At 73.7% G+C, this 23,475-nt stretch carries 27 protein-coding genes; 16 read left to right on the forward strand and 11 right to left on the reverse strand.

All coding sequences use genetic code 11. The features are described from left to right. Positions 1 to 10 precede the first annotated feature (10 nt). Positions 11 to 1,075, forward strand: a complete 1,065-nt coding sequence (locus tag ABIH81_RS23190; RefSeq protein WP_349876998.1) for an ABC transporter ATP-binding protein — start codon at positions 11 to 13, stop codon at positions 1,073 to 1,075. Next, positions 1,072 to 2,151, forward strand: a complete 1,080-nt coding sequence (locus tag ABIH81_RS23195) for a dipeptide ABC transporter ATP-binding protein (RefSeq protein WP_349876999.1) — start codon at positions 1,072 to 1,074, stop codon at positions 2,149 to 2,151. The genes ABIH81_RS23190 and ABIH81_RS23195 overlap by 4 nt, the downstream gene beginning before the upstream one ends. Before the next feature lie 18 nt (positions 2,152 to 2,169). Here the strand turns inward: ABIH81_RS23195 and ABIH81_RS23200 are convergent, their stop codons facing one another. Then, complete coding sequence (locus ABIH81_RS23200; RefSeq protein ID WP_349877000.1) at positions 2,170 to 2,739, reverse strand: GNAT family protein; 570 nt, start codon at positions 2,737 to 2,739, stop codon at positions 2,170 to 2,172. A 60-nt stretch (positions 2,740 to 2,799) separates the two neighbouring features. Then, positions 2,800 to 3,606 (reverse strand): SDR family oxidoreductase, encoded by an 807-nt coding sequence (locus ABIH81_RS23205; RefSeq protein WP_349877001.1) that lies wholly within the window; start codon positions 3,604 to 3,606, stop codon positions 2,800 to 2,802. 93 nt (positions 3,607 to 3,699) lie between these two features. On the opposite strand from ABIH81_RS23205, the gene ABIH81_RS23210 reads away from it, so the two are divergent. Next, positions 3,700 to 4,089 (forward strand): hypothetical protein, encoded by a 390-nt coding sequence (locus tag ABIH81_RS23210; protein WP_349877002.1) that lies wholly within the window; start codon positions 3,700 to 3,702, stop codon positions 4,087 to 4,089. Between the two features lie 71 nt (positions 4,090 to 4,160). Here the strand turns inward: ABIH81_RS23210 and ABIH81_RS23215 are convergent, their stop codons facing one another. Both ABIH81_RS23215 and ABIH81_RS23220 read right to left on the reverse strand, forming a co-directional pair. Beyond that, entirely contained in the window at positions 4,161 to 4,868 is a 708-nt protein-coding gene (locus ABIH81_RS23215; RefSeq protein WP_349877003.1) for a phenylalanine--tRNA ligase beta subunit-related protein, read from the reverse strand. A gap of 30 nt (positions 4,869 to 4,898) precedes the next feature. Then, positions 4,899 to 5,507: a LysE family translocator gene (locus ABIH81_RS23220; protein ID WP_349877004.1), complete on the reverse strand. Its 609-nt coding sequence runs from the start codon at positions 5,505 to 5,507 to the stop codon at positions 4,899 to 4,901. 29 nt (positions 5,508 to 5,536) lie between these two features. Here ABIH81_RS23220 and ABIH81_RS23225 point away from each other — a divergent pair, with 29 nt between their 5' ends. Then, entirely contained in the window at positions 5,537 to 7,015 is a 1,479-nt protein-coding gene (locus ABIH81_RS23225) for a PLP-dependent aminotransferase family protein (RefSeq protein ID WP_349877005.1), read from the forward strand. A 51-nt stretch (positions 7,016 to 7,066) separates the two neighbouring features. On the opposite strand, the gene ABIH81_RS23230 is transcribed toward ABIH81_RS23225, so the two are convergent. Continuing rightward, positions 7,067 to 8,077 carry a transcriptional regulator gene (locus tag ABIH81_RS23230; protein WP_349877006.1) on the reverse strand — a complete coding sequence of 337 codons (1,011 nt, stop codon included), beginning with the start codon at positions 8,075 to 8,077 and terminating at the stop codon, positions 7,067 to 7,069. A gap of 44 nt (positions 8,078 to 8,121) precedes the next feature. Between ABIH81_RS23230 and ABIH81_RS23235 the strand changes: the two genes are divergently transcribed. Both ABIH81_RS23235 and ABIH81_RS23240 read left to right on the forward strand, forming a co-directional pair. Continuing rightward, positions 8,122 to 8,598 carry a hypothetical protein gene (locus ABIH81_RS23235; protein WP_349877007.1) on the forward strand — a complete coding sequence of 159 codons (477 nt, stop codon included), beginning with the start codon at positions 8,122 to 8,124 and terminating at the stop codon, positions 8,596 to 8,598. A gap of 211 nt (positions 8,599 to 8,809) precedes the next feature. Continuing rightward, positions 8,810 to 9,043, forward strand: coding sequence for a hypothetical protein (locus ABIH81_RS23240; protein ID WP_349877008.1), 234 nt, complete (start codon positions 8,810 to 8,812; stop codon positions 9,041 to 9,043). On the opposite strand, the gene ABIH81_RS23245 is transcribed toward ABIH81_RS23240, so the two are convergent. Beyond that, positions 9,018 to 9,698, reverse strand: coding sequence for a TetR/AcrR family transcriptional regulator (locus ABIH81_RS23245; RefSeq protein WP_349877009.1), 681 nt, complete (start codon positions 9,696 to 9,698; stop codon positions 9,018 to 9,020). The two genes, ABIH81_RS23240 and ABIH81_RS23245, sit on opposite strands and share 26 nt — an antisense overlap. A gap of 114 nt (positions 9,699 to 9,812) precedes the next feature. Here ABIH81_RS23245 and ABIH81_RS23250 point away from each other — a divergent pair, with 114 nt between their 5' ends. From ABIH81_RS23250 to ABIH81_RS23265, 4 genes are all read left to right on the forward strand, one after another. Beyond that, a complete protein-coding gene (locus ABIH81_RS23250; RefSeq protein WP_349877010.1) occupies positions 9,813 to 11,318 on the forward strand; it encodes an NAD(P)/FAD-dependent oxidoreductase in 1,506 nt (501 codons plus the stop codon). Continuing rightward, on the forward strand, positions 11,311 to 12,222 hold the full coding sequence (locus ABIH81_RS23255) for an SDR family NAD(P)-dependent oxidoreductase (protein WP_349877011.1): 912 nt from the start codon (positions 11,311 to 11,313) through the stop codon (positions 12,220 to 12,222). The genes ABIH81_RS23250 and ABIH81_RS23255 overlap by 8 nt, the downstream gene beginning before the upstream one ends. 152 nt (positions 12,223 to 12,374) lie before the next feature. Beyond that, positions 12,375 to 13,025, forward strand: a complete 651-nt coding sequence (locus tag ABIH81_RS23260; RefSeq protein WP_349877012.1) for a GntR family transcriptional regulator — start codon at positions 12,375 to 12,377, stop codon at positions 13,023 to 13,025. Next, positions 13,022 to 14,305: an MFS transporter gene (locus ABIH81_RS23265; protein WP_349877013.1), complete on the forward strand. Its 1,284-nt coding sequence runs from the start codon at positions 13,022 to 13,024 to the stop codon at positions 14,303 to 14,305. Before ABIH81_RS23260 ends, ABIH81_RS23265 begins: the two co-directional genes overlap by 4 nt. A 38-nt stretch (positions 14,306 to 14,343) precedes the next feature. Here the strand turns inward: ABIH81_RS23265 and ABIH81_RS23270 are convergent, their stop codons facing one another. After that, positions 14,344 to 14,757 carry a hypothetical protein gene (locus ABIH81_RS23270; RefSeq protein WP_349877014.1) on the reverse strand — a complete coding sequence of 138 codons (414 nt, stop codon included), beginning with the start codon at positions 14,755 to 14,757 and terminating at the stop codon, positions 14,344 to 14,346. A gap of 138 nt (positions 14,758 to 14,895) precedes the next feature. Between ABIH81_RS23270 and ABIH81_RS23275 the strand changes: the two genes are divergently transcribed. The 5 genes from ABIH81_RS23275 to ABIH81_RS23295 all read left to right on the forward strand — a co-directional run bounded on the left by ABIH81_RS23275 (position 14,896) and on the right by ABIH81_RS23295 (position 19,692). Then, the gene (locus tag ABIH81_RS23275; protein WP_349877015.1) at positions 14,896 to 15,984 is read left to right on the forward strand and encodes an S-(hydroxymethyl)mycothiol dehydrogenase; all 1,089 of its coding nucleotides are present in this window, start codon (positions 14,896 to 14,898) and stop codon (positions 15,982 to 15,984) included. Continuing rightward, complete coding sequence (locus ABIH81_RS23280) at positions 15,981 to 16,610, forward strand: MBL fold metallo-hydrolase (RefSeq protein ID WP_349877016.1); 630 nt, start codon at positions 15,981 to 15,983, stop codon at positions 16,608 to 16,610. Before ABIH81_RS23275 ends, ABIH81_RS23280 begins: the two co-directional genes overlap by 4 nt. 107 nt (positions 16,611 to 16,717) lie before the next feature. Further along, a complete protein-coding gene (locus tag ABIH81_RS23285) occupies positions 16,718 to 17,806 on the forward strand; it encodes a DUF3626 domain-containing protein (RefSeq protein WP_349877017.1) in 1,089 nt (362 codons plus the stop codon). Between the two features lie 210 nt (positions 17,807 to 18,016). Further along, complete coding sequence (locus tag ABIH81_RS23290) at positions 18,017 to 18,745, forward strand: hypothetical protein (RefSeq protein ID WP_349877018.1); 729 nt, start codon at positions 18,017 to 18,019, stop codon at positions 18,743 to 18,745. A 395-nt stretch (positions 18,746 to 19,140) separates the two neighbouring features. Continuing rightward, complete coding sequence (locus tag ABIH81_RS23295; RefSeq protein WP_349877019.1) at positions 19,141 to 19,692, forward strand: hypothetical protein; 552 nt, start codon at positions 19,141 to 19,143, stop codon at positions 19,690 to 19,692. Between the two features lie 51 nt (positions 19,693 to 19,743). On the opposite strand, the gene ABIH81_RS23300 is transcribed toward ABIH81_RS23295, so the two are convergent. Beyond that, positions 19,744 to 20,661, reverse strand: a complete 918-nt coding sequence (locus ABIH81_RS23300) for an alpha/beta fold hydrolase (protein WP_349877020.1) — start codon at positions 20,659 to 20,661, stop codon at positions 19,744 to 19,746. After that, a complete protein-coding gene (locus tag ABIH81_RS23305) occupies positions 20,658 to 20,999 on the reverse strand; it encodes a hypothetical protein (RefSeq protein ID WP_349877021.1) in 342 nt (113 codons plus the stop codon). Before ABIH81_RS23305 ends, ABIH81_RS23300 begins: the two co-directional genes overlap by 4 nt. A gap of 71 nt (positions 21,000 to 21,070) precedes the next feature. Between ABIH81_RS23305 and ABIH81_RS23310 the strand changes: the two genes are divergently transcribed. After that, the gene (locus ABIH81_RS23310) at positions 21,071 to 21,628 is read left to right on the forward strand and encodes a helix-turn-helix domain-containing protein (RefSeq protein WP_349877022.1); all 558 of its coding nucleotides are present in this window, start codon (positions 21,071 to 21,073) and stop codon (positions 21,626 to 21,628) included. Here ABIH81_RS23310 and ABIH81_RS23315 read toward each other — a convergent pair. After that, complete coding sequence (locus ABIH81_RS23315) at positions 21,601 to 23,055, reverse strand: MFS transporter (protein ID WP_349877023.1); 1,455 nt, start codon at positions 23,053 to 23,055, stop codon at positions 21,601 to 21,603. The genes ABIH81_RS23310 and ABIH81_RS23315 overlap by 28 nt on opposite strands. 70 nt (positions 23,056 to 23,125) lie before the next feature. After that, a complete protein-coding gene (locus ABIH81_RS23320) occupies positions 23,126 to 23,362 on the reverse strand; it encodes a hypothetical protein (protein ID WP_349877024.1) in 237 nt (78 codons plus the stop codon). Positions 23,363 to 23,475: the final 113 nt, after the last annotated feature.

Consider the following 23,475-nt stretch of genomic DNA (forward strand, 5'->3'; position numbering starts at 1 on the left):
GGGATCGGACATGGTGGAGCTTCCGGCGCCGCGTCGCGGCGATGGCCCGTACCTGCGGGTCAGGGATCTGCGGGTGCGGTTCGACACCGAGGACGGTGTGGTGCGGGCCGTGGACGGGGTGTCGTTCACGGTGGAGCGGGGTCGCACGTTGGGGATCGTGGGGGAGTCCGGTTCCGGTAAGAGCGTGACGTCGTTGGCGATCCTCGGCTTGCACAACGCGAAGCGGACGGCGATCTCGGGGGAGATCTGGGTGGGTGGGCGTCAGCTTGTCGGGTTGGGTGAGGAGGGGGTGCGGCGGCTGCGGGGCCGGGACATGGCGATGGTGTTTCAGGATCCGTTGTCGGCGTTGCATCCGTACTACTCGGTGGGCAGGCAGATCGCTGAGGCGTATCGGGTGCATCATCCGAGGGCGGGGAAGCGGGAGGCGCGGTCGCGGGCGGTGGACATGCTGGGCCGGGTCGGTATCCCGCAGCCGGCGAAGCGGTTCGACCAATATCCGCACGAGTTCTCGGGTGGGATGCGGCAGCGGGCGATGATCGCGATGGCGTTGGTGAACGATCCGGATCTGTTGATCGCGGATGAGCCGACGACGGCGTTGGATGTGACGGTGCAGGCGCAGATCCTGGACCTTCTGGCCGATCTGCAGGCCGAGTTCCGGTCGGCGATCGTGTTGATCACCCACGATCTGGGTGTGGTGTCGCAGGTGGCTGATGACGTGCTGGTGATGTATGCGGGCCGGGCGGTGGAGCACGGGAGTGTGGAGCGGGTGTTGCGGGCGCCGCGGCATCCGTACACGTGGGGGTTGTTGTCGAGTGTGCCGTCGTTGCACGGTGACGCGGACGCGGACCTGGTGCCGATTCCCGGCAACCCGCCGTCGTTGATCAACCTTCCGTCGGGGTGCGCGTTTCATCCGCGGTGCCGGTGGGCCGACGTGAACGGCGACCGGTCCCGCACCGAGGTGCCCGAGCTGGTTCCGGCCGGGGCGGCGGGTCACCTGGTTGCCTGCCATCTGCCGGCGGCGGACCGGGAGCGGATCTACCGCGACGAGGTCGCGCAGGTGGGGGTGGCCCGATGAGTGCTGACCAGGACACGACGGGCGCTGTCGACGGCCGGCGGGGTGCGGCCGTCCTGGCGGCGTCGGACAGCGAGCCGTTGCTGTCGGTGCGGGGGCTGACGAAGCACTTCCCCGTGCGGCAGGGGCTGCGTGCCCGGGGTGCGGTGCGGGCGGTCGACGGGCTGGACTTCGACGTGCGGCCCGGCGAGACGCTCGGGCTGGTGGGGGAGTCGGGGTGTGGGAAGACCACGACGGGTCGGATGCTGGTGCGTCTGCTGGAGCCCACTTCCGGGTCGATCACCTTCGCGGGGCGGGACATCACCCACGGTGGGCGTCGTGAGCTGCGCGCGTTGCGGCAGGACCTGCAGATCATCTTCCAGGACCCGTACGCCTCGTTGAACCCGCGCCACACGGTCGGGCGGATCGTGGCGATGCCGTTGCAGGTCAACCGCATCACCCCGCCCGGCGGCATCAAACGCCGGGTGCAGGAGCTGCTGGAGCTGGTCGGCCTGAATCCGGAGCACTACAACAGGTATCCGCACGAGTTCTCAGGCGGGCAGCGTCAGCGCATCGGCATCGCCCGCGCCCTGGCGCTGAAACCCAAACTCATCGTCGCCGACGAGCCCGTCTCGGCGCTGGACGTGTCGATCCAGGCGCAGGTCATCAACCTGCTACGCGACCTGCAACGCGACCTCGACCTGGCGTTCGTGTTCATCGCCCACGACCTCGCCGTCGTGCGGCACTTCTGCCACCGCGTCGCCGTCATGTACCTCGGCAAGATCGTCGAGATCGGCGACCGCGACACCATCTACACCCGCCCCCAGCACCCCTACACGAGGGCCCTGCTCTCCGCGATCCCCGACGTCACCGCCCTCGGCCCCGCCGGACGCATCCGTCTCGCCGGCGACGTGCCCACCCCGCTCAACCCGCCGTCGGGCTGCCGCTTCCGTACCCGCTGCTGGAAAGCCACCGACCACTGCGCCACCGAGGAACCGGCGCTGACCACGCGGGACGGCGGCGGGCAGCTCACCGCCTGCCACTACCCGGAAAAGCGAACACCACTCGATGCGGTCATCGGAGCCGAGCCCGCACCTTGACCAGGGGACGCCGAGCGGTCACAGCGGTGACGGGTCGTCGCGCAGCCGGCTGTAGAGCCACCCGTCCCGCCAGGCGCCGGCCCGGAACTCACAGGCCCGCAACACCCCCTCCAGTTGGAAGCCGGCCTTCTCCAACGATCGCTGCTCGGCACCGTTCTCGGCATGGGTGCCGGCCTGGATGCGCTGCGCCGGGGTGTGGCTGAACACGTAGTCGCAGAGCAGCGCCTGGGCCCGCCACCCGAGACCCCGGCCGCGCCACTCGGGCAGCAGCACGATGCCGATCTCCCAGTACGGTGCCCGCCCGCCGTACTGGCCCTGGCGATAGCTGAGGAATCCGGCCGCGACGTCGGGGGGATCGACCTGGACGATCAGGCCGCCCACCTGCTCGCCGAGGTAGCCGTCCTCGGCGAAGCGGCGGGCCGGCGCGGCGGCGTCCCGGAAGCCGGCCCAGTCGAGCCCGATCAGCCCGGGTTCGACAGCGAAACGGCGTAGCATCGCCAGATCGTCCTCGGACACCGGGCGCAGTCGTACGGTCGAGCCGGGCGCCTCGTGGACGACGCCGGCCACCAGCGGATGGGAACTGTGCATCCTCCGCACCGTAGTGACGGGCCGGGCCGCCCGCTGCCCCCGCGCCGGGCGGCTGACCGCCTAGACGGAACGCCACGAATCAGAAGGCAGCGCAGACGCTTGCGGCCCCATCAGCAGCATCCCCCCGTCCACCGCCCACGACGCCCCCGTCACGTACGCCGCAGCCGGTGAGGCGAGCATCGCCACCACTGCCGCCACCTCGCGGGCGTCACCGGGACGCCCCACCGGCACACCGGGACGGTCCTGGGTGAACGGGTCGACGTCCTCCTGCCCGGTCATCGGGGTGGCGATCTCACCCGGGGCCACCGCGTTGACGGTGATCCCGTCGGCCGCCAGTTCCTGCGCCATCACCTTCGTGAGCAGGCCGAGGCCGCCCTTGGCCGCGCAGTACGCCGACGAGCCGACCCGGGGCGCGTGCTCGTGCACGCTGGTGATGCTGATGATCCGGCCGCCCCGCCCGGCCGCGCGCATCCGCCGGGCGGCCCGCTGCGAGCACAGGAACGGCCCGTCCAGGTCCACCGCCAGCACCTCCCGCCACTTCTCCCAGCTCACGTCCACGAAGGGTTCGGACAGGCCGGTGCCGGCGTTGTTGACGAGCACGCCCAGGCCGCCGAGCCGGTCGGCCAGTTCGTCGACCACCGCCGCCGCTTCGGGGAGCCGGGTCAGGTCCAGCTCGGCGGTCTCGCAGCGGCGGCCGGTGGCGCGCACCTCGGTGGCGGTGCGTTTGGCACCCGCCGCGTCGCCGTACCAAGTGATGCCGATGTCGTAACCGGACTCGGCGAGCGCCACCGCGCACGCCTTGCCGATGCCGGAGTCCGCGCCGGTGACGATTGCGACGCGGTCGTAGTTCTCGTAACGTTCGGGCATGTCCGCGCACTACCCGCGGGCGGCGACCTCAACCGGCCGGACGACCCCGGCTCGCCCGGCGGTTTCGTCGTACCCGCTCGCTAGGGTACGGGCGTGATCGCCGATGACTCCGATGCCGTGACAATCCGCTTCCTGCGCATGATGCGTGCCGAGATACGCGCCGAACGGGTGGGGGAGGATTCGCTCGGCCGCACCGCCGACCTGGCCCGGCGCTGGTGGGGCACCGGCCACGCCGCCGACGCGCGACTCGCCGACGCCCTGCGGGAGCTGCACGGCGAGCCGGTCGACCTGGCCGATCCGCATGACGTGGCGGGCGCCGCGAGCGCGTTGACCGCCGACGCCGGCCTGCTCACCGAGCCGGACGCACGCGGCGCGGCGATCGCCCGGTTCGCCGCCAACGCCCGCCGGCTGCGGACGGGCGAGATCACCCCGGCCGAGTTCGACGAGCTGATGGCGCGCGACCGGACCGACCCCGACGCCTGACGCCGAAACCGGCGCAGGCCGCGACCCGCGCACCGGCGACGTCACCGGATCGCGAGGCGGCACGCCCGTGGTCAGCCCGTCCGGACCGGCACGGCGAACTCCGGCGCCTCCGCGGTGAGCAGCGCTGTCCGCGCCGGCACGCGCCACTGTTCGGCCAGCGCCGCCGCCAGCTCGTCCAGCATCCGGCGTACGGTCGGCGCCGCCCCCTCGTGCATCGCCTCGACCACCACCAGCACCTCGGTGGTGCCGGCCCGTACCGCCGACGCGCCGCTCTGCCGGTGGCACCAGCGCCGGGCGTGCGCCTGTCCGCCCTGGTCGGCGAAGATCACCTCGCCGGGCGCGGGGTGCTCGTTCTCCCCGCCGAGGCCCAGGTAGGACTCCGTGCCGCCGGCCGGGCGCACGGTCAGGTCGCCGTCGATCCGGGCCAGGTCGAGCACTGCCACCGGCACCGCGTACCGGATGGAGAGCGCGTTGCCGAGATCCACGAGCGGATGCAGCCGGGGCAGCTCCCCGTCCCGCCGCAACCGGCGCAGCAGCGACTCGGCCGCGCAGCGGTAGCGGGTCGGCGGGCAGCCCATCCGGGTGAACGCGCGACGCCACGCCCGGATCTCCGGGAAGCCACCCTCCGGCCCGGCGGCGAGCCGGTACCGGGCGGCGCCGAGATACCCGGCCAGCCGTGGCGTCACGTCGGCGTCGGGCGTGACCCCGGTGGCGTGCAGGACGCCGCAGGTCAGTTCGGGAAAGGCCGACCAGATCTCGGGGGAGTGACGGAAACGCACGGGAGGACTCCTTCTGAGCGGTGAGGGCGGTCAGGCGGTGAACGCGAGGCCGAGGCCCAGGACGAGGAAGCTGCCGGCGAAGGCGTGCCGCAGCAGCCCGGTCAGCCGGGGCCGGGACAGCACCCGGCGGCGCAACGCCCCGGCCAGGAGCGCGTACCCGGCGAACACCAGCAGCGTGACGGCCATGAACACCAGGCCGCAGGCGAGCATGCGCACCGTGGCGGCGGGCGCGTCCGGCGGTACGAACTGGGGCAGGAACGCCACGAAGAACACAGTCACCTTCGGGTTCAGCAGGTTCAGCAGCACCCCGTCCCGGAACACGGCCGCCGCCGTACGCGGGGGCCGGTCACGGTCGAGGGCGAACGTGCCCCGGTCGCGCAGCGCCGACCAGGCCATCCAGAGCAGGTACGCCACACCCAGCCAGGTCACCACGCGGAACGCCGGGGTGCCGGCGCGCAGCAGGGCGGCCAGGCCGGTCACCGCGGCGATCACGTGCGGGACGAGGCTGAGCGTGCCCCCGGCGGCAGCGGCCAGGCCGGCCCGGCGTCCGGCGGTCACCGTCGTGGCGAGCGTGTGCATCACCCCGGTGCCCGGAGTGATCGCGACAACGAGTGAGGTCAGCAGGAAGGCGACTGTCATGCGGTCCAGCCTGTGACCATAATGGTCCGATGGACAGGGCCAAAGCCGTCGTTCCAGAGGAGTCCAAAACGGCCGGTGCGGATTTCCTTCAGCTCGACGTCGGCCAGGCGCCGCCCGGTGGCCGCGCGGACTGGCTGGCCGCCCGGCTGCGGTCCGCTATCGCCGACGGCCGGGCGCCGGTGGGCACCCGCCTGCCGGCGAGCCGGGTGCTCGCCGCCGAGCTGGGCGTCTCCCGTGGCGTGGTGACCGAGGCGTACCAGCGGCTGGCCGAGGACGGGCAGGTGGCCGGACGCGGCCGGGCCGGGACGGTCGTGGTCGCCACGCCGGCCGCCGTGGTCACCCGGCCACCCGAGCCGAGGAGAGCACCGGAGGTGTTCGCCACCCGGCCCGGCGTCGACGCGTTCGACGAGCTGCGCGCCGTACCCGCGCAGGTGGACCTGACTCCCGGCGTACCCGATCTGGCGGCCTTTCCCCGCACGGCCTGGCTGCGGGCCGAGCGGGCCGTGCTGCACCGGATGACGCCCGCCGCGCTCGGCTACGGCGACCCGGCCGGCACGCCCGCGCTGCGACTGGCGGTCGCGAACTGGCTGGCCCGCAACCGGGGCGTCCGCGCGGACCCGGCCGAGGTGGTGATCGTGGCCGGGGTGTCCCAGGCGCTCGGCCTGCTCGCGCGGGTGCTGCACGACCGGGGTACGCACACGGTCGCGGTGGAGGATCCCGGTTCCCTCGGCGTACGGCAGCACCTGGTCTACTCCGGGCTGGCGACACCGCCGGTCCCGGTGGACGACCGGGGACTGTGCGTCGACGAGCTGGAGCGTTCCGGCGCTCCGGCCGTGTTGCTCACCCCGGCGCACCAGTTCCCGACCGGGGTGGTGCTCGACGGCGACCGGCGCCGGCGGCTGCTGCGGTGGGCACGCGACGGCGGCCTGGTGGTGGAGGACGACTACGACGCCGAGCACCGCTACGACCGTCCGCCGGTGCCGGCGCTGCGTGCCATGGCGCCGGATCGGGTCTGCTACGTCGGCAGCATCTCCAAACTGCTCGCGCCCGCGCTGCGGATCGGGTGGATGCTGGTGCCGCCCGCGCTGCACGCCGACGTGGTGGCCGCGAAGCGGGCGGCCGACCTCGGCAACGCGGCGTTACCGCAGCTCGTGCTCGCCGAGCTGATGGAGTCCGGCGCGCTGGAACGGCACCTGCGGCTGCTGCGCCACCGGCACGTACGCCGACGCGACGCGATGATCCGGGCGGTCGGTGCGTACCTGCCGGGGGCGGTGGTGCACGGCGCCGCGGCCGGGCTGCACCTGATGGTCACGCTGCCCGGCGACGTCGACGACCGGGCGCTGGCGGCGGCGGCGCTGCGCCGCGGCGTCAAGGTCCACCCGCTGTCCTGGCACGGCCAGCGCCCGCAGCCACCCGGCCTGGTCCTCGGCTACGCGGCCACCCCACCCTCCGAGATCGACCGAGCCCTCTCGATGGTGGCCGGGTCACACCGATCCCCGCCCCGGTGATCAAGGAGTTCGTGTCCGAGTGGATCTCCAAGAAGGACACAAACTCCTTGATCAACCGGGGAGGGGTGGGGAGTGCGGGGAGGACGGGGGTGGGGGGTGGTAGAGGGCGGCCAGGGCGGTGGCGGTTTCGGACAGGCGGGCGCGCAGCGGGGCGGGGGAGAGGACCTCCACCTCGGCGCCGAGCCGGAGCAGGTCGCCGTGGGCGTGGGTGAGCGACTCGATCGGGATGACCGCGTGCACCCAGCCGGCGCTGTCGGGCGGGCCGGCGCTCGCCTCGGCGGCGGCCACCACCACGTCGCTGCCGACCTCGCGCAGCCGGGCGAACCCGCGCGGCGACAGCCGGATGCGCGCCTCGTCGCGGTGCAGGCCGGCCCGGAACTCCACCACGTGCGCGCGCCACCAGGCCGGCAGGTCGAACTCCGGCCGATCGAACGGCTCGTCCAGCGTGGTCAGGCCGAGGATCTGGTTGACCCGGTAGGTGGCCGGGTCGGCGCGGTCCGGCCGGGCGGCGACCAGATACCAGCGCCCGCCCTTGAGCACCAGCCCGTACGGTTCGAGCACCCGGGTCGTCTCGCCCCGCCAGCCCCGGTAGCGCACCCGGACCCGGTGCTGCCGCCACACCGCCTCGGCGGCCTCGGCCAGGTGCGGCGACGGGTCGCCGTCGGAGTACCAGCCCGGGGTGTCCAGGTGGAACCGCTGCTCCAGCCGGGCCGCCCGGTCGGCCAGCGGCGCGGGCAGCGCGGCCCGCAGCTTGAGTTGCACGGCGGCGACGACCGACTGGTAGCCCAGCTCGGTCGCCGGTCCGGGGAGCCCGGCGAAGAGCAGCCGGTCGGCCTCCTCGGCGGTCAGCCCGGTCAGCCGGGTCCGCCAGCCCTCCACGAGCCGGTAGCCGCCGTCGTGTCCGGCCTCGCCGTACAGCGGGATGCCGGCGGCGTGCAACGCCTCCACGTCCCGGTAGACGGTGCGCGCCGACACCTGGAGGCGGGCGGCCAGGTCGGCGGCGGTGAGCCGGCCGTGCGCCTGGAGGAGCAGCAGGATGGACAGGAGTCGACTGGCCCGCATTCCACTGACAGTAGCTGTCAGGGGAGCGGTCCTAGCGTGCCCGCATGGCTTTTCACGACAAGGAGCTGACCGTGCCGGGGACCGTCGAGGTCGGCGGCCGGCACGTCAAGCGCTACCACATCGACCAGCCGGACCGCCGGCTCGAACCGCGGGTGGTCGACGCCGCGTACGCGTACCTGCCGGCGCTGCTGCCCGGCTCCGACGGCGCGACCCCGCCGGCGAGCTGGGTGGTGCTGCACCGGGGCGCGGACACCGGGGCGTACCTGCTGGCGTACAGCTGGTTCTTCGACAACGTGGTCGAGTGCCGCATCGCGATCGCCGGGCAGCCCGCGCTGGACTGCCCGGACGACGACCCGGCGCACTTCGTCGGCCTGACCCGCCCCGGCGTCGGGTGCGTCTGGGAGCTGGGCGTGCTGGAACACGAGCGCGCCGCCTGGATCCGGCACGTGCTCGCGCCGGACGAGCCGGACCTGGCCGGCTACCTGGCCGACGCCCGGGCCGAGGGGCCGGTGGGTCGCTGATGGGCGACTTCGACTTCCTCGTCGGCACCTGGGACGTGACGAACCGGCGCCTGCGGCAGCGCCACGTCGGCGGCGACGACTGGGACGAGTTCGCCGGCGTCAGCGAGGCCCGCTCCTTCTTCGACGGCGCGGGCAGCTTCGACGAGATGCGCTGCCCGAGCCGGGGTTTCTCCGGCTCCTCGGTGCGCGTCCTGAACCCGGCGACCGGGCTGTGGTCGATCTACTGGATGCACAGCGCGCGGGGCGTGCTGGAGCTGCCGCCCGGTTCACCGATGGCGTCGGTGAGTTCTACGCCGACGACACCGACGAGGGGCGGCCGGTGCGCTGCCGGTTCCTCTGGTCGGGGATCACCGCGGACTCCTGCCGGTGGGAGCAGGCGTTCTCCACCGACGGCGAGCGCACCTGGGAGACCAACTGGGTCATGGAGTTCCGGCGGACGGGGTGACCGGCGGCGCGGTGGTCCGGTAGATCGCGGTCAGCCACACGTCGAGCAGCACGTCGACCACGTCCCGCTCGGCCACCGCCGGGCCGTCCCCGGCGAACGTGGCGTACCAGACGCGCTCGTTCATCGAGTTCAGCGCGATGGCGAGGTCCCGGGCGGGCAGCCCGTCCGGGGCCGCGCCGCGGGCGCGTTCGGTCTCGATCGCGGCCTGCACCGCGCGGACCCAGCGTTCCAGCACCTCGGCCCAGAGCCGCCGCACCTCGGCGTTGGTGCCGCGCACCTGGGCGCAGGCCAGCACCACGTCGCGGTGCCCGCCGAACGTGGCGTGGAACCGGGCGATCAGCTCCCGCCAGTGGGCGCGCGGATCCTCGGCGAGCCGCTCGAACACGCCCCCGGCGGCGGCGTCCGCCTCCTCGGTCACGCGGTCGAGCAGCGTGAGCAGCACCGCGTTCTTGGACGGGAAGTAGAAGTAGAACGTGGGCCGGGAGATCCCCGCGCCGCGCGCCAGGTCGTCGATGGAGATGTCGGCGAAGGGGCGCTGGGCCAGCAACCGCTCGGCCGTGGCCAGGATCGCGGTCTCCCGCTCGTCGCCGGTGGACCGGCCGGCCCGCCGTCCGCGCGTCGGCGCGGCGCCGGTCGGTGTACGGGCGGTCGTCATGTCGGCTGATGCTACACCCGCTCGACACCATGTCGATTCGACTCGACACGGTGTTGACTGCGGTCGACGGCCATGGATAGTGTCCGGTCACCGCCGGTGCGAACGGGAGAAGCGATGGCCGCAGACCACGTCGACGTCCTCATCGTCGGGGCCGGCCTGTCCGGCATCGGCGCCGCCGTCCACCTCGGACGCGAATGCCCCGGCAAGACCTACGCGGTGCTGGAGGCCCGGGGCGCCATCGGCGGCACCTGGGACCTGTTCCGCTACCCGGGCATCCGCTCCGACTCCGACATGTACACCCTCGGCTACTCGTTCAAGCCGTGGACCGACCCGAAGGCGATCGCCGACGGTGACTCCATCCGGGCGTACGTGCGCCAGACCGCCCGGGAGTACGACGTGGAGCGGCACATCCGCTTCCACCACCGGGCGGTACGCGCCGAGTGGGACAGCGCCACCGCACGCTGGACCGTGCACGCCCACCGCGACGACACCGGCGAGGACGTCACCCTCACCTGCGGGTTCCTGTTCACCAACTCCGGCTACTACCGCTACGACGAGGGCTACACGCCGAGGTTCCCCGGCGTCGAGCGGTACGCCGGCACGCTCGTGCACCCGCAGCACTGGCCCGGCGACCTGGACTACACCGGTAAACGGGTCGTGGTGATCGGCAGCGGCGCCACAGCGGTCACCCTGGTCCCGGCCATGGCCGAGCGGGCCGCCCACGTCACCATGCTCCAGCGCTCACCCACGTACGTCATCGCGCTGCCCTCGCGCGACCCGTTCGCCGACGCCGCGCGGCGCTGGCTGCCCCCGAAGACCGCGTACGCGGTGGCCCGGTGGAAGAACGTCACGCTCGGTGTGGCCAACTTCCAGCTCAGCCGCCGCGCCCCCGGCGTGGTGAGGCGGTTCCTGCGCCGGGCCGCGAAGGGCCGGCTCCCGTCCGGGTACGACGTCGACCGGCACTTCTCGCCCCGCTACAACCCGTGGGACCAGCGGCTCTGCGTGGTGCCGGACGGGGACCTGTTCGCCGCGCTGAGCGCCGGCCGCGCGTCGGTGGTCACCGACACCATCGACACGTTCACCGAGCACGGCATCCGGCTCGCCTCCGGCGAGGAACTGCCCGCCGACGTGGTGGTCACCGCCACCGGCCTCAACCTGCTCGCGCTCGGCGGCATGACCCTGAACGTCGACGGCGCCGAGGTCGACCTCGCCTCGACAGTGGCCTACAAGGGCATGATGCTCTCCGGCGTGCCGAACTTCGCCATGACCATCGGCTACACCAACGCCTCCTGGACGCTCAAGGCCGACCTCGTCGCCACGTACGTGTGCCGGCTGCTGCGCCACCTCGACGACACCGGCCGGCAGATCGTCACCCCGCTCGCCCCGGACACCGACGACCTGGTGCCGATCATCGACCTGCAGTCCGGCTACGTGCTGCGCGCCGTCGACCAGCTGCCCAAGCAGGGTCCGCAGGCGCCGTGGCGGCTGCACCAGAACTATCCCCGCGACGTACGCCTGATGCGGCACGGCCCGCTCACCGACGGCGTACGTTTCACCCGCGCCGGCGCGCCCGCCACCGCACCGGCCGCCACGACCAGCGCCGGAGGAACCGATGCGTGACCTCGTCTTCCCCGGCGGCACGGCGGTGCTCACCGGCGCGGCGAGCGGCATCGGCGCGGCGCTGGCCCACGGGCTGGCCCGGCGCGGCGCCGACCTGGTGCTGCTCGACCGGGACGCCGACGGCCTGGCCGCCACCGTCGCCGCGATCCGGGCCGCGCACCCGGACCGGCAGGTGGAGACCCACCTGGTCGACCTGGCCGACGCCGACGCCACCGACCGGGTCGCCGCCGAGATCCACCGCGCGCACCCCCGGATCCGGCTGCTGATCAACAACGCCGGGGTGGCCCTGGGCGGGCGGTTCGACCAGGTCACCCTGGAGGAGTTCCTCTGGGTCATCGAGATCAACTTCCGGGCGGTGGTCCGCCTGACCCACGCGCTGCTGCCCGCGCTCAAGGCCGAGCCCGGCGCCCACCTGGTCAACGTGTCCAGCCTGTTCGGCCTGATCGCGCCCGCCGGGCAGGCCGCGTACTCGGCGAGCAAGTTCGCCGTACGCGGCTTCACCGAGGCGCTGCGGCACGAACTCGTCGACGACGGCGTCGGCGTCACCTCGGTGCACCCGGGCGGCATCCGCACCCGGATCGCCGCCAGCGCCCGCGTGGGCAGCGGCGTGGCCCGGGACGAGTACGAGGCCGGGCGCAAGCAGTTCGAGAAGCTGCTCACCATCGACCCGGCGACCGCCGCCGAGGTGATCCTGCGCGGCGCGCAGCGCCGCCGCGGCCGGGTGCTGATCGGCTGGTCGGCGAAACTGCCCGACCTGCTCGCCCGCGCCGCCCCCGCCGGTTACGGCCGGGTGCTGGCCCTGGGCATGCGCCGGCGCCCGGCCCGGCCCGCCGGGGCCGGCGTGCCGGTTCCGGCCGCGCGGACCGGCGAGGAGGCCGCGACGGAACCCGGACGCCGGGCGTGACGCTCGACCTGCCCACGCTCCTCCTGCCGCGGATCGAGCGGACCGCCGAGGTGGAGGCGCTGCTGCGGGAGCCGTGGGCCTGACCGTGGCCTTCGCCACTGTCCCGGCCCGCGCCGGACCGTCAGGGCGGCCCGGGGAGCAAGCTTAGATACATGACGCATCCCAGCCGGATCGCGCCGTCCGCCGCCGAGCGGGCGTACCGGCACCTCAAGCAGGCCATCCTGGAACAGGTCTACCCGGGCGGCCAGCTCGTCAGTGAGGGCGAGATCGCCGAGGCGACGGGCGTGTCCCGGACCCCCGTCCGGGAGGCGCTGCTGCGGCTGGAGACCGAAGGGCTGGTCAGGCTCTACCCGAAGCGCGGCGCGCTGATCCGGCCGGTGTCGGCCCGGGAGATCGCCGACGTCATCGAGGCCCGCCGCCTGGTCGAGCTGCACGCCGCCGACCGGGTCTGGCCGCGCCGCGCCGAGCTGCGCGCCGACCTGGCCCGGTGGCTGGACGAGATGCGCCGCGCGCACGCCGCCGGTGACCTCACCGCGCTGATGGCCGCCGACCGCTCGTTCCACGCCGCCGTGGTCGAGGCGGCCGGCAACGAGATCCTCGCCGAGCTGTACCACCGGCTGCGCGACCGGCAGCTGCGCATGGGCGAGGCGAGCTTCCGGCTCTCGCCCGGCTGGGCCGAGGTCGCCCTCACCGAGCACGCCGGCCAGCTCGCCGCGCTCGACGGCGACGACCCGCAGGCGTGGCACGACGCGGTCGCCGCGCACATCGACACCGCCGCGCGGATGCTCGGAACGCTGCGGTGAGCGCGTCTCGCCGGCCCGCCGCCCTGGTGTACGCGGTGGCGCTGACCGCGTACCTGACCGCCGTGTTCCACCGCAGCTCGCTCGGCGTCACAGGGGTCGACGCGGCGGACCGCTTCCACATCAACGCCGCCGCGCTCGCCACGTTCTCCGTCGCCCAGCTCGCCGTCTACGCCGTCATGCAGGTTCCGGTCGGGGTGCTGCTGGACCGCTACGGCTCACGCCGGCTGCTGCTGGCCGGTGGCGCGCTGATGGTGGCCGGGCAGCTCATGTTCGCCGTCGCCGGGGACGTGCCGCTCGCGGTCGCCGCCCGGGTGCTCGTCGGCCTCGGTGACGCGATGACGTTCATCAGCGTGCTGCGCATCGTCGCGTTCTGGTTCCCCGGCCGGCGCAATCCGCTGCTGGTGCAGCTCACCGGCACCGTCGGCCAGCTCGGCGCGGTGCTCGGCGCCGTACCCCTGGTGCTGCTGCTGCACCGCGCGGGCTGGACGCCGGCGTTCCTGACCGCCGCGGCGCTCGGCGCGACAGTGGTGCTGCTGGTCCTCGTCGCGGTACGCGACACCCCGCACGCCGAGCACGCCACCGCGCTCGCCCCCGACCTGGCCACCGTGCGCCGCCGGCTCGTCGAGGCCTGGGCCCAGCCGGGCACCCGGCTGGGCCTGTGGACGCACTTCGTCACCCAGTTCTCCGGCTCGGTGTTCGCGCTGCTGTGGGGCTACCCGTTCCTGGTGCAGGGACAGGGCTTCTCGCCCACCGCGGCGGCCGGGCTGCTCACCGTGATGACGATGGTGACGCTCGTGTGCGGGCCGGTGCTCGCGCATTTGTGCGCCCGCTACCCGTTCCACCGCTCGGTGCTGGTCTTCGCGATCACCGCCGCCACCGCCGGTATGTGGGCGGTGGTGCTCGCCTGGCCCGGCCGGGCGCCGCACGCGCTGCTGGTGGCGCTCGTGGTGGTGCTCGCCGTGAACGGTCCCGGCTCGATGATCGGGTTCGACTACGCCCGTTCGTTCAACCCGGTGCACCGCATCGGCAGCGCCACCGGCATCGTCAACGTCGGCGGTTTCGCCGCCTCGATCGTGCTGATCCTGGCCGTCGGCCTGGTGCTCGACCTGGCCACCCCGGCCGGGCACGACGCGCCGCCGCTGTCCGCGTTCCGCTGGGCGTTCGCCGTGCAGTTCCTGCTCTGGGCGCTCGGCGCGGCGCAGGTGCTGCGTTACCGCAACGCCGCCCGCCGCCGGCTCGCCGACGAGCGGGCCGCCGCGACGGTCGCGGCACCCGCCTGAGTACGCGGGCGGCCCGGCGCGGCTTCGGCGCGGGCGGCTCAGCGCCGGTGCCGGACCAGCGAGTCGAGCACCAGGGTCAGCCCCGCGCCGACCAGCCACACGTCCTTGGCCAGGCCGATGCCCGCCTGGCTCGGCCGCAGGCTGGTGCCCTCGCGCATGCCCGGCGTCTTCAGGTAGAGCTGCACCAGCCCGGCGCCGAACGCGGTGAGCGCGGCGCCGGCCAGCAGCGACGGCACGAACGGGGCGAGCAGCGCCGCGCCGAGCGCGATCTCGCCCCGGGACAGCAGCATGGCGAACCGGTCCGGCGGGATCTGCCGCAGCTGCGGCATCGCCCCGGCGGCCATGCCGTGCACGCCCGCGGCGGCCTCGCCCTCCAGGGTCCGCTTGCCCAGCCCCGAGTTCAGGATGTACGCGCCGATGGCGACCCGCAGCGGCGCATGCGACAGCCTCATGATCACTCCCGTCCCGCCTGGTAGAACCGGCACACCGGGTACCCGGTCATGACCAGCCCAATCCGCCGCGCTTTGTTGGTTCGCGGGTCATGATCAGCGGTAGGTTCTGGTGCAGACGCACACAACGAGGGAGGCACCGTGAGCCAGGAAGTCCGGGGAGTCGTGTCGCGGCGCAAGGGCGCGCCCGTGGAGGTCACCACCATCGTGGTGCCGGACCCGGGGCCGGGCGAGGCGGTGGTCCGCATCCAGTCGTGCGGCGTCTGCCACACCGACCTGCACTACCGCGAGGGCGGCATCAACGACGACTACCCGTTCCTGCTCGGCCACGAGGCCGCCGGCATCGTGGAGCAGGTGGGCGACGGGGTCACCGACGTGGCGCCCGGCGACTTCGTGGTGCTCAACTGGCGCGCGGTCTGCGGGCAGTGCCGGGCCTGCCGGCGCGGCCGCCCGTGGTACTGCTTCGCCACCCACAACGCGACGCAGAAGATGACGCTCACCGACGGCACCGAGCTGACCCCGGCGCTGGGTATCGGCGCGTTCGCCGAGAAGACGCTCGTGCACGCCGGACAGTGCACGAAGGTCGACCCGTCGGCCCGGCCGGCGGCGGTCGGCCTGCTCGGCTGCGGCGTGATGGCCGGTCTCGGCGCGGCCGTGAACACCGGCAACGTGACCCGGGGCGACTCGGTCGCGGTGATCGGCTGCGGCGGCGTCGGCGACGCGGCGGTGGCCGGCGCGGCCCTGGCCGGCGCGACCACGATCATCGCGGTGGACACCGACTCCCGCAAGCTCGACTGGGCGCGCAGGTTCGGCGCCACCCACACCGTCAACGCCTCCGAGGACGACGCGGTGGAGGCCATCCGCGCGGCCACCGGCGGCTTCGGCGCCGACGTGGTGATCGACGCGGTCGGCCGCCCGGAGACGTGGAAGCAGGCGTTCTACGCGCGCGACCTGGCCGGCACCGTCGTGCTGGTCGGTGTGCCGACCCCGGAGATGACAGTCGACCTGCCGCTGCTGGACGTCTTCGGCCGTGGCGGCTCGCTCAAGTCCAGCTGGTACGGCGACTGCCTGCCCAGCCGCGACTTCCCGGCGCTGACCGAGCTGTACCTCCAGGGCCGGCTGGACCTGGACGCGTTCGTCACCGAGGAGATCGCCCTCGACCAGGTCGAGGAGGCGTTCGGCCGGATGCACCACGGCGACGTGCTGCGCTCGGTGGTGGTCTTCCCGTGACCGCCCGCGTCGACCACACCGTCACCTCCGGCACGTTCTCGCTCGACGGCCAGACGTTCGACGTGGACAACAACGTCTGGGTGATCGGCGACGACGCCGAGTGCGTCGTCCTCGACGCGCCGCACGACGTGGCGGCCATCCGCGAGGTGATCGGTGACCGGCGGGTGCTGGCGATCATCGCCACCCACGCCCACGACGACCACGTCCGGGTCGCGCCCGAGCTGGCCCGGGCCGCCGGCGCGCCGGTGCTGCTGCACCCGGCCGACCGGGTGCTGTGGGACATGGTGCACCCGGACACGGCACCGGACGGCGAGCTCACCGACGGGCAGACGTTCACCGTCGGCGGGACCACGCTGCGGGTGCTGCACACGCCCGGCCACAGCCCCGGCGCGTGCAGCCTGTACGCCCCCGACCTGGGCGCGGTCTTCACCGGCGACACCCTGTTCGCCGGTGGACCGGGCGCGACCGGGCGGTCGTACAGCGACTTCGGCACCATCGTGGAGTCGATCCGTACCCGGCTGCTCACGCTGCCGCCGGAGACGGTGGTGCACACCGGGCACGGCGACGACACCACGATCGGGGCCGAGGCGCCGCACCTGGACGAGTGGATCGCCCGGGGCCACTGAGGACACGCCCGAGCGGGCCCGGCCGGAGTGATCCGGTCCGGGCCCGGTCGCGCTTTCCCGCGCCGGTCCCGGCTCGGAAACCGCGTGGCCGCGCGACGTCGGGTCCGGTGATACTCGCGTCCGTGCCGGTCGCCACCCTCACCGCCGCCCAGTCAGCCGCGCTGCGCCACGTCCGCGACGTCGCGCTGCGCGACCGCCCCGCCGCGCTCGCCGTCATCGCCCGCCACCTCGCCGCCTCCGGCGCCGCGTACCGGTATGAGGAGGTCGTCGCCGCGGTCATCGGGTACGGGCGCCTGACGCTCAACTTCCATCCCGACCGGGTGCTGCCCGACGGCCGCACCGTGGTCGAGGCGCTGGACGAGGAGGGCGTCTATCGCAGCCAGTTCGAGACCGGCATCTCCAACGGCGGCCTGACCGCGTACCCGGGCGGCGACCGGGACGTCTGGGAGCAGGCGATGTTCGGCGGCGCGTACCAGCGTCCCGGCGTGCTGCCCGCGGAGCGCCCGAAGTACGGCGGCCTGAACCTGCTCGACCACGCCGACGGCGCGTCCCCCCGGTTCGGCTCCTGCCACCTGCGGCTGCGCCCGGAGGTGCTGGCCCGGGCCACGTTCACCTTCGGCGACAGCCACCTTCAGCCCACCGACGCCGGCACCGTGGACGTCTTCGAGCCGGTGTTCGCGGCACTGCTGACCGCTACCGCCGGGACCGGCGTCGCCCTGGGCGTGGCCGGCATGGACACCGGCACGCTGCTGGGCCGCCGGGAGCGGCAGACCGGGCGGGTGGGACGGGCGCTCGACGACTACGTCGAGGCGCAGGTGCACGGCGAGATCAGCCTGGCCCGCGACGTCGAGGCGCTGGTGGTCGACCCGTCTTTCCGGGGCACCGACGTGGGGCGGCACCTCGCCGGGATCGCCGGGCGGCACGGCCTCGCGCTGCGCTTCCACCCCGGCTTCGTGCTGCCCGTCGACGGCGTGGACGCCGAGTTCCGCGGCCCCGACATCCCGCCGCTGGCCGCACGGGTGGCCGCCGAGTTCGCCGGCCCGGGGGAGCCGCTGCACGCGGCGCTCGTCGGCCGCGCCGCCGCCTCGGTGGTACGCGAGCCGCAGCGCTGGGCCGACCGGGGACCGGCCGCGCTGACGCTCCAGCACCTCAAGCAGCTCTGGCACGTGCTGGTCCGGTTCGGCGTTCCGGCCTGATCGTCCCGGTCTGCCGTAGGCACAAACCTGCTGCCCGGAATCGCGGGTGACCTGGACCGCAGCCTCGGCCCTGACCGGCATTTCCGGAATGACCGACACTACGGGCTCGTTGTGTCCCCCGTACCGCCGGAACCCAAACACCTACCCGGCGGTAGTCCTCGAGGGGCGCTCACCCCGGAGCGCGTCGTAACGATCGAAAGGGCAACCATCGTGAAGCAGCACTTCACTCGATGGCTCCCCGCCATCGCGAAGACCGCCGTCGCGAAGACCGCCGCCGTCTCCCGTAACCGCCGTGCCGCGCTGAGCGTGGCGGGGGTGGCCGTACTGGGCGGCCTGGCCGTCGGTGGTCCCGTCGCCGTGGCCGCGCCGGTCACCAGCGGGCCGCACGCCGGCGCCAAGGCCGCCATCGACCTGGCCACCGGCAAGAAGACCTCCACCGAGTCGGTGAAGCCCGGCCAGACCACCGGCCTGGACAAGGTGCCGACCAGGGCCGACCGGCCGGCCAAGGAGAAGCTCGTGCCGCACGGCGTCGAGGGCGCGCAGTCGCGCATCCCGCTCGACGACGCGCAGCTCGACAACGCCAAGGCCATCGTCGAGGCGGCCAAGGAGACGGGCGTGGGGGAGCGGGGCGCCGTGATCGGCGTCGCGACCTCGCTGCAGGAGTCGAAGCTGTACAACCTGGGTCACCTCGGCGCGTACAACGACCACGACTCGGAGGGCCTGTTCCAGCAGCGCCCGTCGTCCGGTTGGGGCACGTCCGAGCAGATCACCGACCCGGAGTACTCCAGCAAGGCGTTCTTCAACGCGCTGAAGAACGTCGGCGGCTGGCAGGATCTGCCGCTGACCACCGCCGCGCAGAAGGTCCAGGTGTCCGCCTACCCGTACGCGTACGCGCAGTGGGAGGAGCAGGCGGCGGACATCGTCCAGCAGGTCTGGTGACCCGACACCCGTAGAATCGGCCGGCCCCCCGGGGGGCCGGCCGTTCTCGTCGATCTTGGAGTTGTGGCACCTCGCAGACCTCGTGCAACCGGACATCCCGGGCGCCGCAACTCCATGATCGACGGGGTGGTGGAGACGGTGGGCGCGATGTCCGGTTCGGCGGTGGTGGGCGGCACTGCGCGGGCGGAATCGGGGGCGGGCGGCCGGCGTTGTAACCCGGTGCGCGACCGGAGTGACGCCGCCGAGCGGCCCCCCGGGGGAATGACCCCGGCCCGCCGGTCGTTGCAGATGCACCCGGCACGCCCTCGCGCTGCCGGATCCCCCGAGAACTTCGAGCGCCTGACGGTGCCCACGCATCCACCCCCGGGTGCGTCGACCCCCGAACGGAGCCCATCATGAACACGATCCTGCGCAAGAGCATCCTCGGTATCGCCGGTCTGGCCTTCACCGGTGGCGTGTTCGCCGGCCCGGTCGCCGCCCACGCGGCGGACACCGCCAAGCCGGCCGCCGTCGCGGTCCAGGGCGTGAGCCCGCAGGGCGCGCAGTCGCACGTGGACCTGAACGACGAGCAGCTCGCCAACGCCAAGGCCATCATCGCGGCCACCAAGAAGGCGGGCCTGCCCGAGCGCGCCGCGGTCATCTCGATCGCCACCGCGCTGCAGGAGTCGAAGCTGGAGAACCTGGGTCACCTGGGTGACCGCAACGACCACGACTCGCTGGGCCTGTTCCAGCAGCGGCCGTCCAGCGGCTGGGGTACGCCGGAGCAGATCACCGATCCCGAGTACTCGACGCTGGCGTTCCTCAAGGGCCTCAAGCAGGTCGACGGCTGGCAGGACATGCCGCTGACCGAGGCCGCGCAGACCGTGCAGGTCAGCGCCTACCCCGACGCGTACGCGCAGTGGGAGCAGCAGGCCGCCGAGATCGTCGCCCAGCACTGGAACAAGTAAGAGCGACGCGAAAGGCCGGCACCCGATCGGGTGCCGGCCTTTCGCGTGTCCTCATCCGCTGCGCGCGGCGAGCCACGACAGCACCGGCTCCACCACCGACGGGTCCAGCGGCTGCTTCGCCTCGTCCCGGTACGCCCGCAGCGACGGCGGCCCCGGCTGGCGGCGCAGCACGTGGGTGACGTCCGGCAGCACCCCGGTCTGCACCGGCCCGCCCACGTGTGCGGCGATGACGGGCAGGTCCGCCGGATCGGTCTGGAGGTCCTTGTCGCCGGTGAGCGCGAGGACGGGGGCGTCGATGCGGGCCAGGTCCGGCCGGGGGTCGTAGCGCAGGAACTCCCGGAACCATCGGGCGTTCAGGCGCTGCCCGCCGATCCACGCCACGTCCTTGCCGGTGGCGAGGATCTTCTCGTGGTTGCGGGCCACCTTCGCCACCAGGTCGGTGCGGGTGAGCCGGAGCACCAGGCGTACCGGCGCGGGCAGGGTGGGCAGCAGCCGCCCGGCCTGCCCGCGCAGCACCTCGGCGCCGGTGCGCCCGGGCGCGGAGAGCAGGACCAGGCCGGCCACCGGGAGGCCGCGCGCGGCGAGCGCGACAGCGGTGAGCGCGCCCTCGCTGTGCCCGACCAGGAACAGCCGCCGGGCGTCCACGGCCGGGTCGTCGCGCAGCGCCGCGAGCACGGCGGCCGCGTCGTCGACGTTGTCGTGGAAGCCGGTACGCAGGAACTCGCCGCTGCTCTCGCCGACGCCCCGCCGGTCGTACCGGGCGACCGCGATCCCGGCGCCGGCCAGCGCGGCGGCCAGGTGCCGCTGGATGCCCAGGGGCAGGCGGCGGTGGTCGCCGTCGCGGTTGATCGGCCCGGAACCGGGCAGCAGCAGCGCCGCCGGATGTGGACCGGCGCCGTCGGGCAGTGTGAGCGTGCCGGACAGCCGCTGCCCGCCGGTGTCGACGGCGAGCGCGCGGCCGACGGTCACCGCAGCACCGCCGCGGCCAGGGCGACGGCGTCGTCGGCGCCGATGAGCAGGGAGTCGTACGCCTGGCCGGCGAGGGTGATGCGGACGGCCGGCTGGCCGCCGCGGACACTGACGAACTCCTTGCCGGCCGTGCCGCGCCAGGTGCCGACGTTGCGCGTGCCGGGCACACCGAGTCCGGGCGCCCGGATGCCGCGGGTGGCGCGCGCACCGTCCGGTACGACGACGGCGCCGCTGACGGCGGAGCGGGGGAACGCCAGGTCGCCGCGCAGGGCCCAGACCTTCTCGGCGGTGGTGAGCCGGACGTCGATGCAGTCGGGGGTGAGGTCGATGGTGGCCATCTGCGAACTCCTCGCTTCTGCTATCGTCGCTGAGAACATTACCGGAGGCGATAACAAAAAGGAGAGCCGCTGTGGCACTCGACACCGTGGAGCTGCTGCTGCATCCGGTCCGGCTGCGCGTCGTCCAGGCGTTCCTGGGCGGTCGCACGCTCACCACCACCGACCTGCGCACCGAGCTGAGCGACGTGCCACCGGCCACGCTCTACCGGCAGGTCGCCACGCTCGCCGACCACGGCGTACTGCACACGGTGGGGGAGCGGCGGGCCCGCGGCGCCGTCGAGCGCAGCTACCGGCTCAACGAGGCCGCCGCGTCGGTGGACCCGGACGAGGCCCGGGCCATGAGCCCGCAGCGACACCGCCAGGCGTTCCTCACCTTCGTCGCCGGCCTGCTCGCCGACTTCGACGGCTACCTCGACCGCGGCGGCACCGACCTGGCCCGCGACGTCGCCGGCTACCGGCAGAACGCGTTCCACGCCACCGACGCCGAGACCGCCGAGTTCGTCACCCGGTTCCGCGACCTGTTCGCCGAGTACGCGGCGCTCGGCCCCGGGCCCGGCCGCACCCGGCGGCTGCTCACCACCGTCCTGCTGCCCGCCGCCGATCAGGAGCGGCCCGCGGACCGCCGGTGACCGAGCACGACGTCCGCCACGGCGGCGCCGAGCGCCAGCACGATGATCCCGGCGGCGAGCAGCAGTGAGTGGCGGAACGCCGTACTCCAGTCGCCGTGGTCGTCGGCGAGCGTCGAGAAGAACAGCGCGCCCACCGCGGCGATGCCGGCCGCCGACCCGATGCGCTGCCCGGTCTGGAGCATCCCGGCGCCGCTGCCGGCCATCGGCACCGGCACCTCGGACAGCGTGAGCGTCTGGTTCGGCGCGATCACCAGGCCGCTGCCCAGCCCGGCGACGAGCAACGGCAGCGCGGTCCGCAGCGGCACGTCGTCGTGCGGCCCGCCGGCCAGCACCAGGTCGGTCGCGATCAGCCCGGCCACCACGGCCAGCAGCCCGACCGCGACGAGCGGACGGCCGTACCGGATGACCACCCGGCCGCCGAGCGCGGAGGCGAGCGCCGAGCCGAGCGCGAACGGCGTGATCGCCAGACCGGCCACGAGCGCGCTGTACCCGAGCCCCATCTGAAGGTAGAGCGTGAAGATGAAGAAGATCGCGGTGAACCCGGCGAAGTAGATCAGGCCGATCAGCGCGCCCAGCGTGTACGAGCGCACCGCGAACAGCCGCAGGTCGAACAGGGGCTGGGCGCGCCGGGCGTACCGGTGCTCCCAGAGCGCGAACCCGGCGAGCAGCAGCAGCCCGGCGGGGATCAGCAGCCACTTGCCCGGGCCCCGCCACTGCTCCCGCTGCACCAGCGGCAGCAGGATCACCGTCACCCCGGCGCCGAGCAGCAGCACACCGAGCGGGTCGAGCCGGCCCCGCCCGGCGGGGTTGGTCGGCCGGGCCGGCATCAGCCGCCAGCCGAGCACCATCGCCACGATCCCGACCGGGATGTTCACGAAGAACACCCACCGCCAGCCGTGCTCGGCGCCACCGAGCTGGATCAGCAGCCCGCCGAGCAGCGGACCCACGGCGGTGGAGATGCCGATCGTCGCGCCCAGCAGCCCGAACGCCCGGCCCCGGTCCGCGCCCCGGAACAACTCCTGGATCATGCCGCTGACCTGGGGGTTCACCACACCGGCGGCGGCACCCTGGACGAGCCGGGCGACGACCAGCCACTCCGGCGAACGGGCCAGCCCGGCCAGCGCGCTGGTGAGCGTGAACAGGCCCACCCCGACCACGAACGCGGTACGCCGCCCGCGCGCGTCGCCGAACCGCCCGGCCGGCACCAGCACCAGGCCGAACGTCAGCGCGTACCCGGACAGCACCCACTGCAGGTCGCTCGGCGTGGCCTGCAACGCCCGGTCGATCGACGGCACCGCGACGTTGACGATGCTGACGTCCAGCAGCGTCATGAACGCCGCGATCAGGCCGACGCTCAGCGCGCGCCAGCGGTGCCGGCCGTCGTACCCGGTGTCCTGCACCGGCGTCGACGACCGGCCCTCGCTCATCGTGCCCCCCACTGACCGTCGATCACCGACTCCGATCGCTACCCGGTACCCGGTGGGGCAAACGACCCGATCACGCCATCTGGCGCGCGCACCACCGGGGTCCGAAGTCCAGACCGGACATCGGGGAGTCCTCGCGGTGCAGCAGCCCTCGCTCGGTGAGCGAGTGCAGCGGCTCGCGCAGATCCTCCTCGGTCATCCCGGTCTCCTGGGCGATCAGGTCCGGGTAGGGGACGTGTCCCTGCACCTCCAGCGCGGACACCGCCTGGTAGACCCGTTCCTCGACCGCAGACAGCTGGACCTGACGCATCGCTTCCCTCCTCGGCGTGGACCGCCCGACCCGCGGACGGCCGGCGATCGGCGGTTACCCGGACGGGCGGCGATGATGCTTACCCGAACGGCTGTCGTACCGGGCGGTGCGGC

The sequence above is a fragment of the Micromonospora sp. HUAS YX12 genome (genome assembly GCF_040215685.1).
Lineage (GTDB): Bacteria > Actinomycetota > Actinomycetes > Mycobacteriales > Micromonosporaceae > Micromonospora > Micromonospora tulbaghiae.

Coding starts and splice junctions, on each gene's coding strand:
- ABIH81_RS23190 (WP_349876998.1), top strand. CDS start 11: ATGGTGGAGCTTCCGGCGCCGCGTCGCGGCGATGGCCCGTACCTGCGG.
- ABIH81_RS23195 (WP_349876999.1), top strand. CDS start 1,072: ATGAGTGCTGACCAGGACACGACGGGCGCTGTCGACGGCCGGCGGGGT.
- ABIH81_RS23200 (WP_349877000.1), bottom strand. CDS start 2,739: ATGCACAGTTCCCATCCGCTGGTGGCCGGCGTCGTCCACGAGGCGCCC.
- ABIH81_RS23205 (WP_349877001.1), bottom strand. CDS start 3,606: ATGCCCGAACGTTACGAGAACTACGACCGCGTCGCAATCGTCACCGGC.
- ABIH81_RS23220 (WP_349877004.1), bottom strand. CDS start 5,507: ATGACAGTCGCCTTCCTGCTGACCTCACTCGTTGTCGCGATCACTCCG.
- ABIH81_RS23225 (WP_349877005.1), top strand. CDS start 5,537: ATGGACAGGGCCAAAGCCGTCGTTCCAGAGGAGTCCAAAACGGCCGGT.
- ABIH81_RS23230 (WP_349877006.1), bottom strand. CDS start 8,077: ATGCGGGCCAGTCGACTCCTGTCCATCCTGCTGCTCCTCCAGGCGCAC.
- ABIH81_RS23235 (WP_349877007.1), top strand. CDS start 8,122: ATGGCTTTTCACGACAAGGAGCTGACCGTGCCGGGGACCGTCGAGGTC.
- ABIH81_RS23245 (WP_349877009.1), bottom strand. CDS start 9,698: ATGACGACCGCCCGTACACCGACCGGCGCCGCGCCGACGCGCGGACGG.
- ABIH81_RS23250 (WP_349877010.1), top strand. CDS start 9,813: ATGGCCGCAGACCACGTCGACGTCCTCATCGTCGGGGCCGGCCTGTCC.
- ABIH81_RS23255 (WP_349877011.1), top strand. CDS start 11,311: ATGCGTGACCTCGTCTTCCCCGGCGGCACGGCGGTGCTCACCGGCGCG.
- ABIH81_RS23260 (WP_349877012.1), top strand. CDS start 12,375: ATGACGCATCCCAGCCGGATCGCGCCGTCCGCCGCCGAGCGGGCGTAC.
- ABIH81_RS23270 (WP_349877014.1), bottom strand. CDS start 14,757: ATGAGGCTGTCGCATGCGCCGCTGCGGGTCGCCATCGGCGCGTACATC.
- ABIH81_RS23295 (WP_349877019.1), top strand. CDS start 19,141: ATGAACACGATCCTGCGCAAGAGCATCCTCGGTATCGCCGGTCTGGCC.
- ABIH81_RS23305 (WP_349877021.1), bottom strand. CDS start 20,999: ATGGCCACCATCGACCTCACCCCCGACTGCATCGACGTCCGGCTCACC.
- ABIH81_RS23315 (WP_349877023.1), bottom strand. CDS start 23,055: ATGAGCGAGGGCCGGTCGTCGACGCCGGTGCAGGACACCGGGTACGAC.
- ABIH81_RS23320 (WP_349877024.1), bottom strand. CDS start 23,362: ATGCGTCAGGTCCAGCTGTCTGCGGTCGAGGAACGGGTCTACCAGGCG.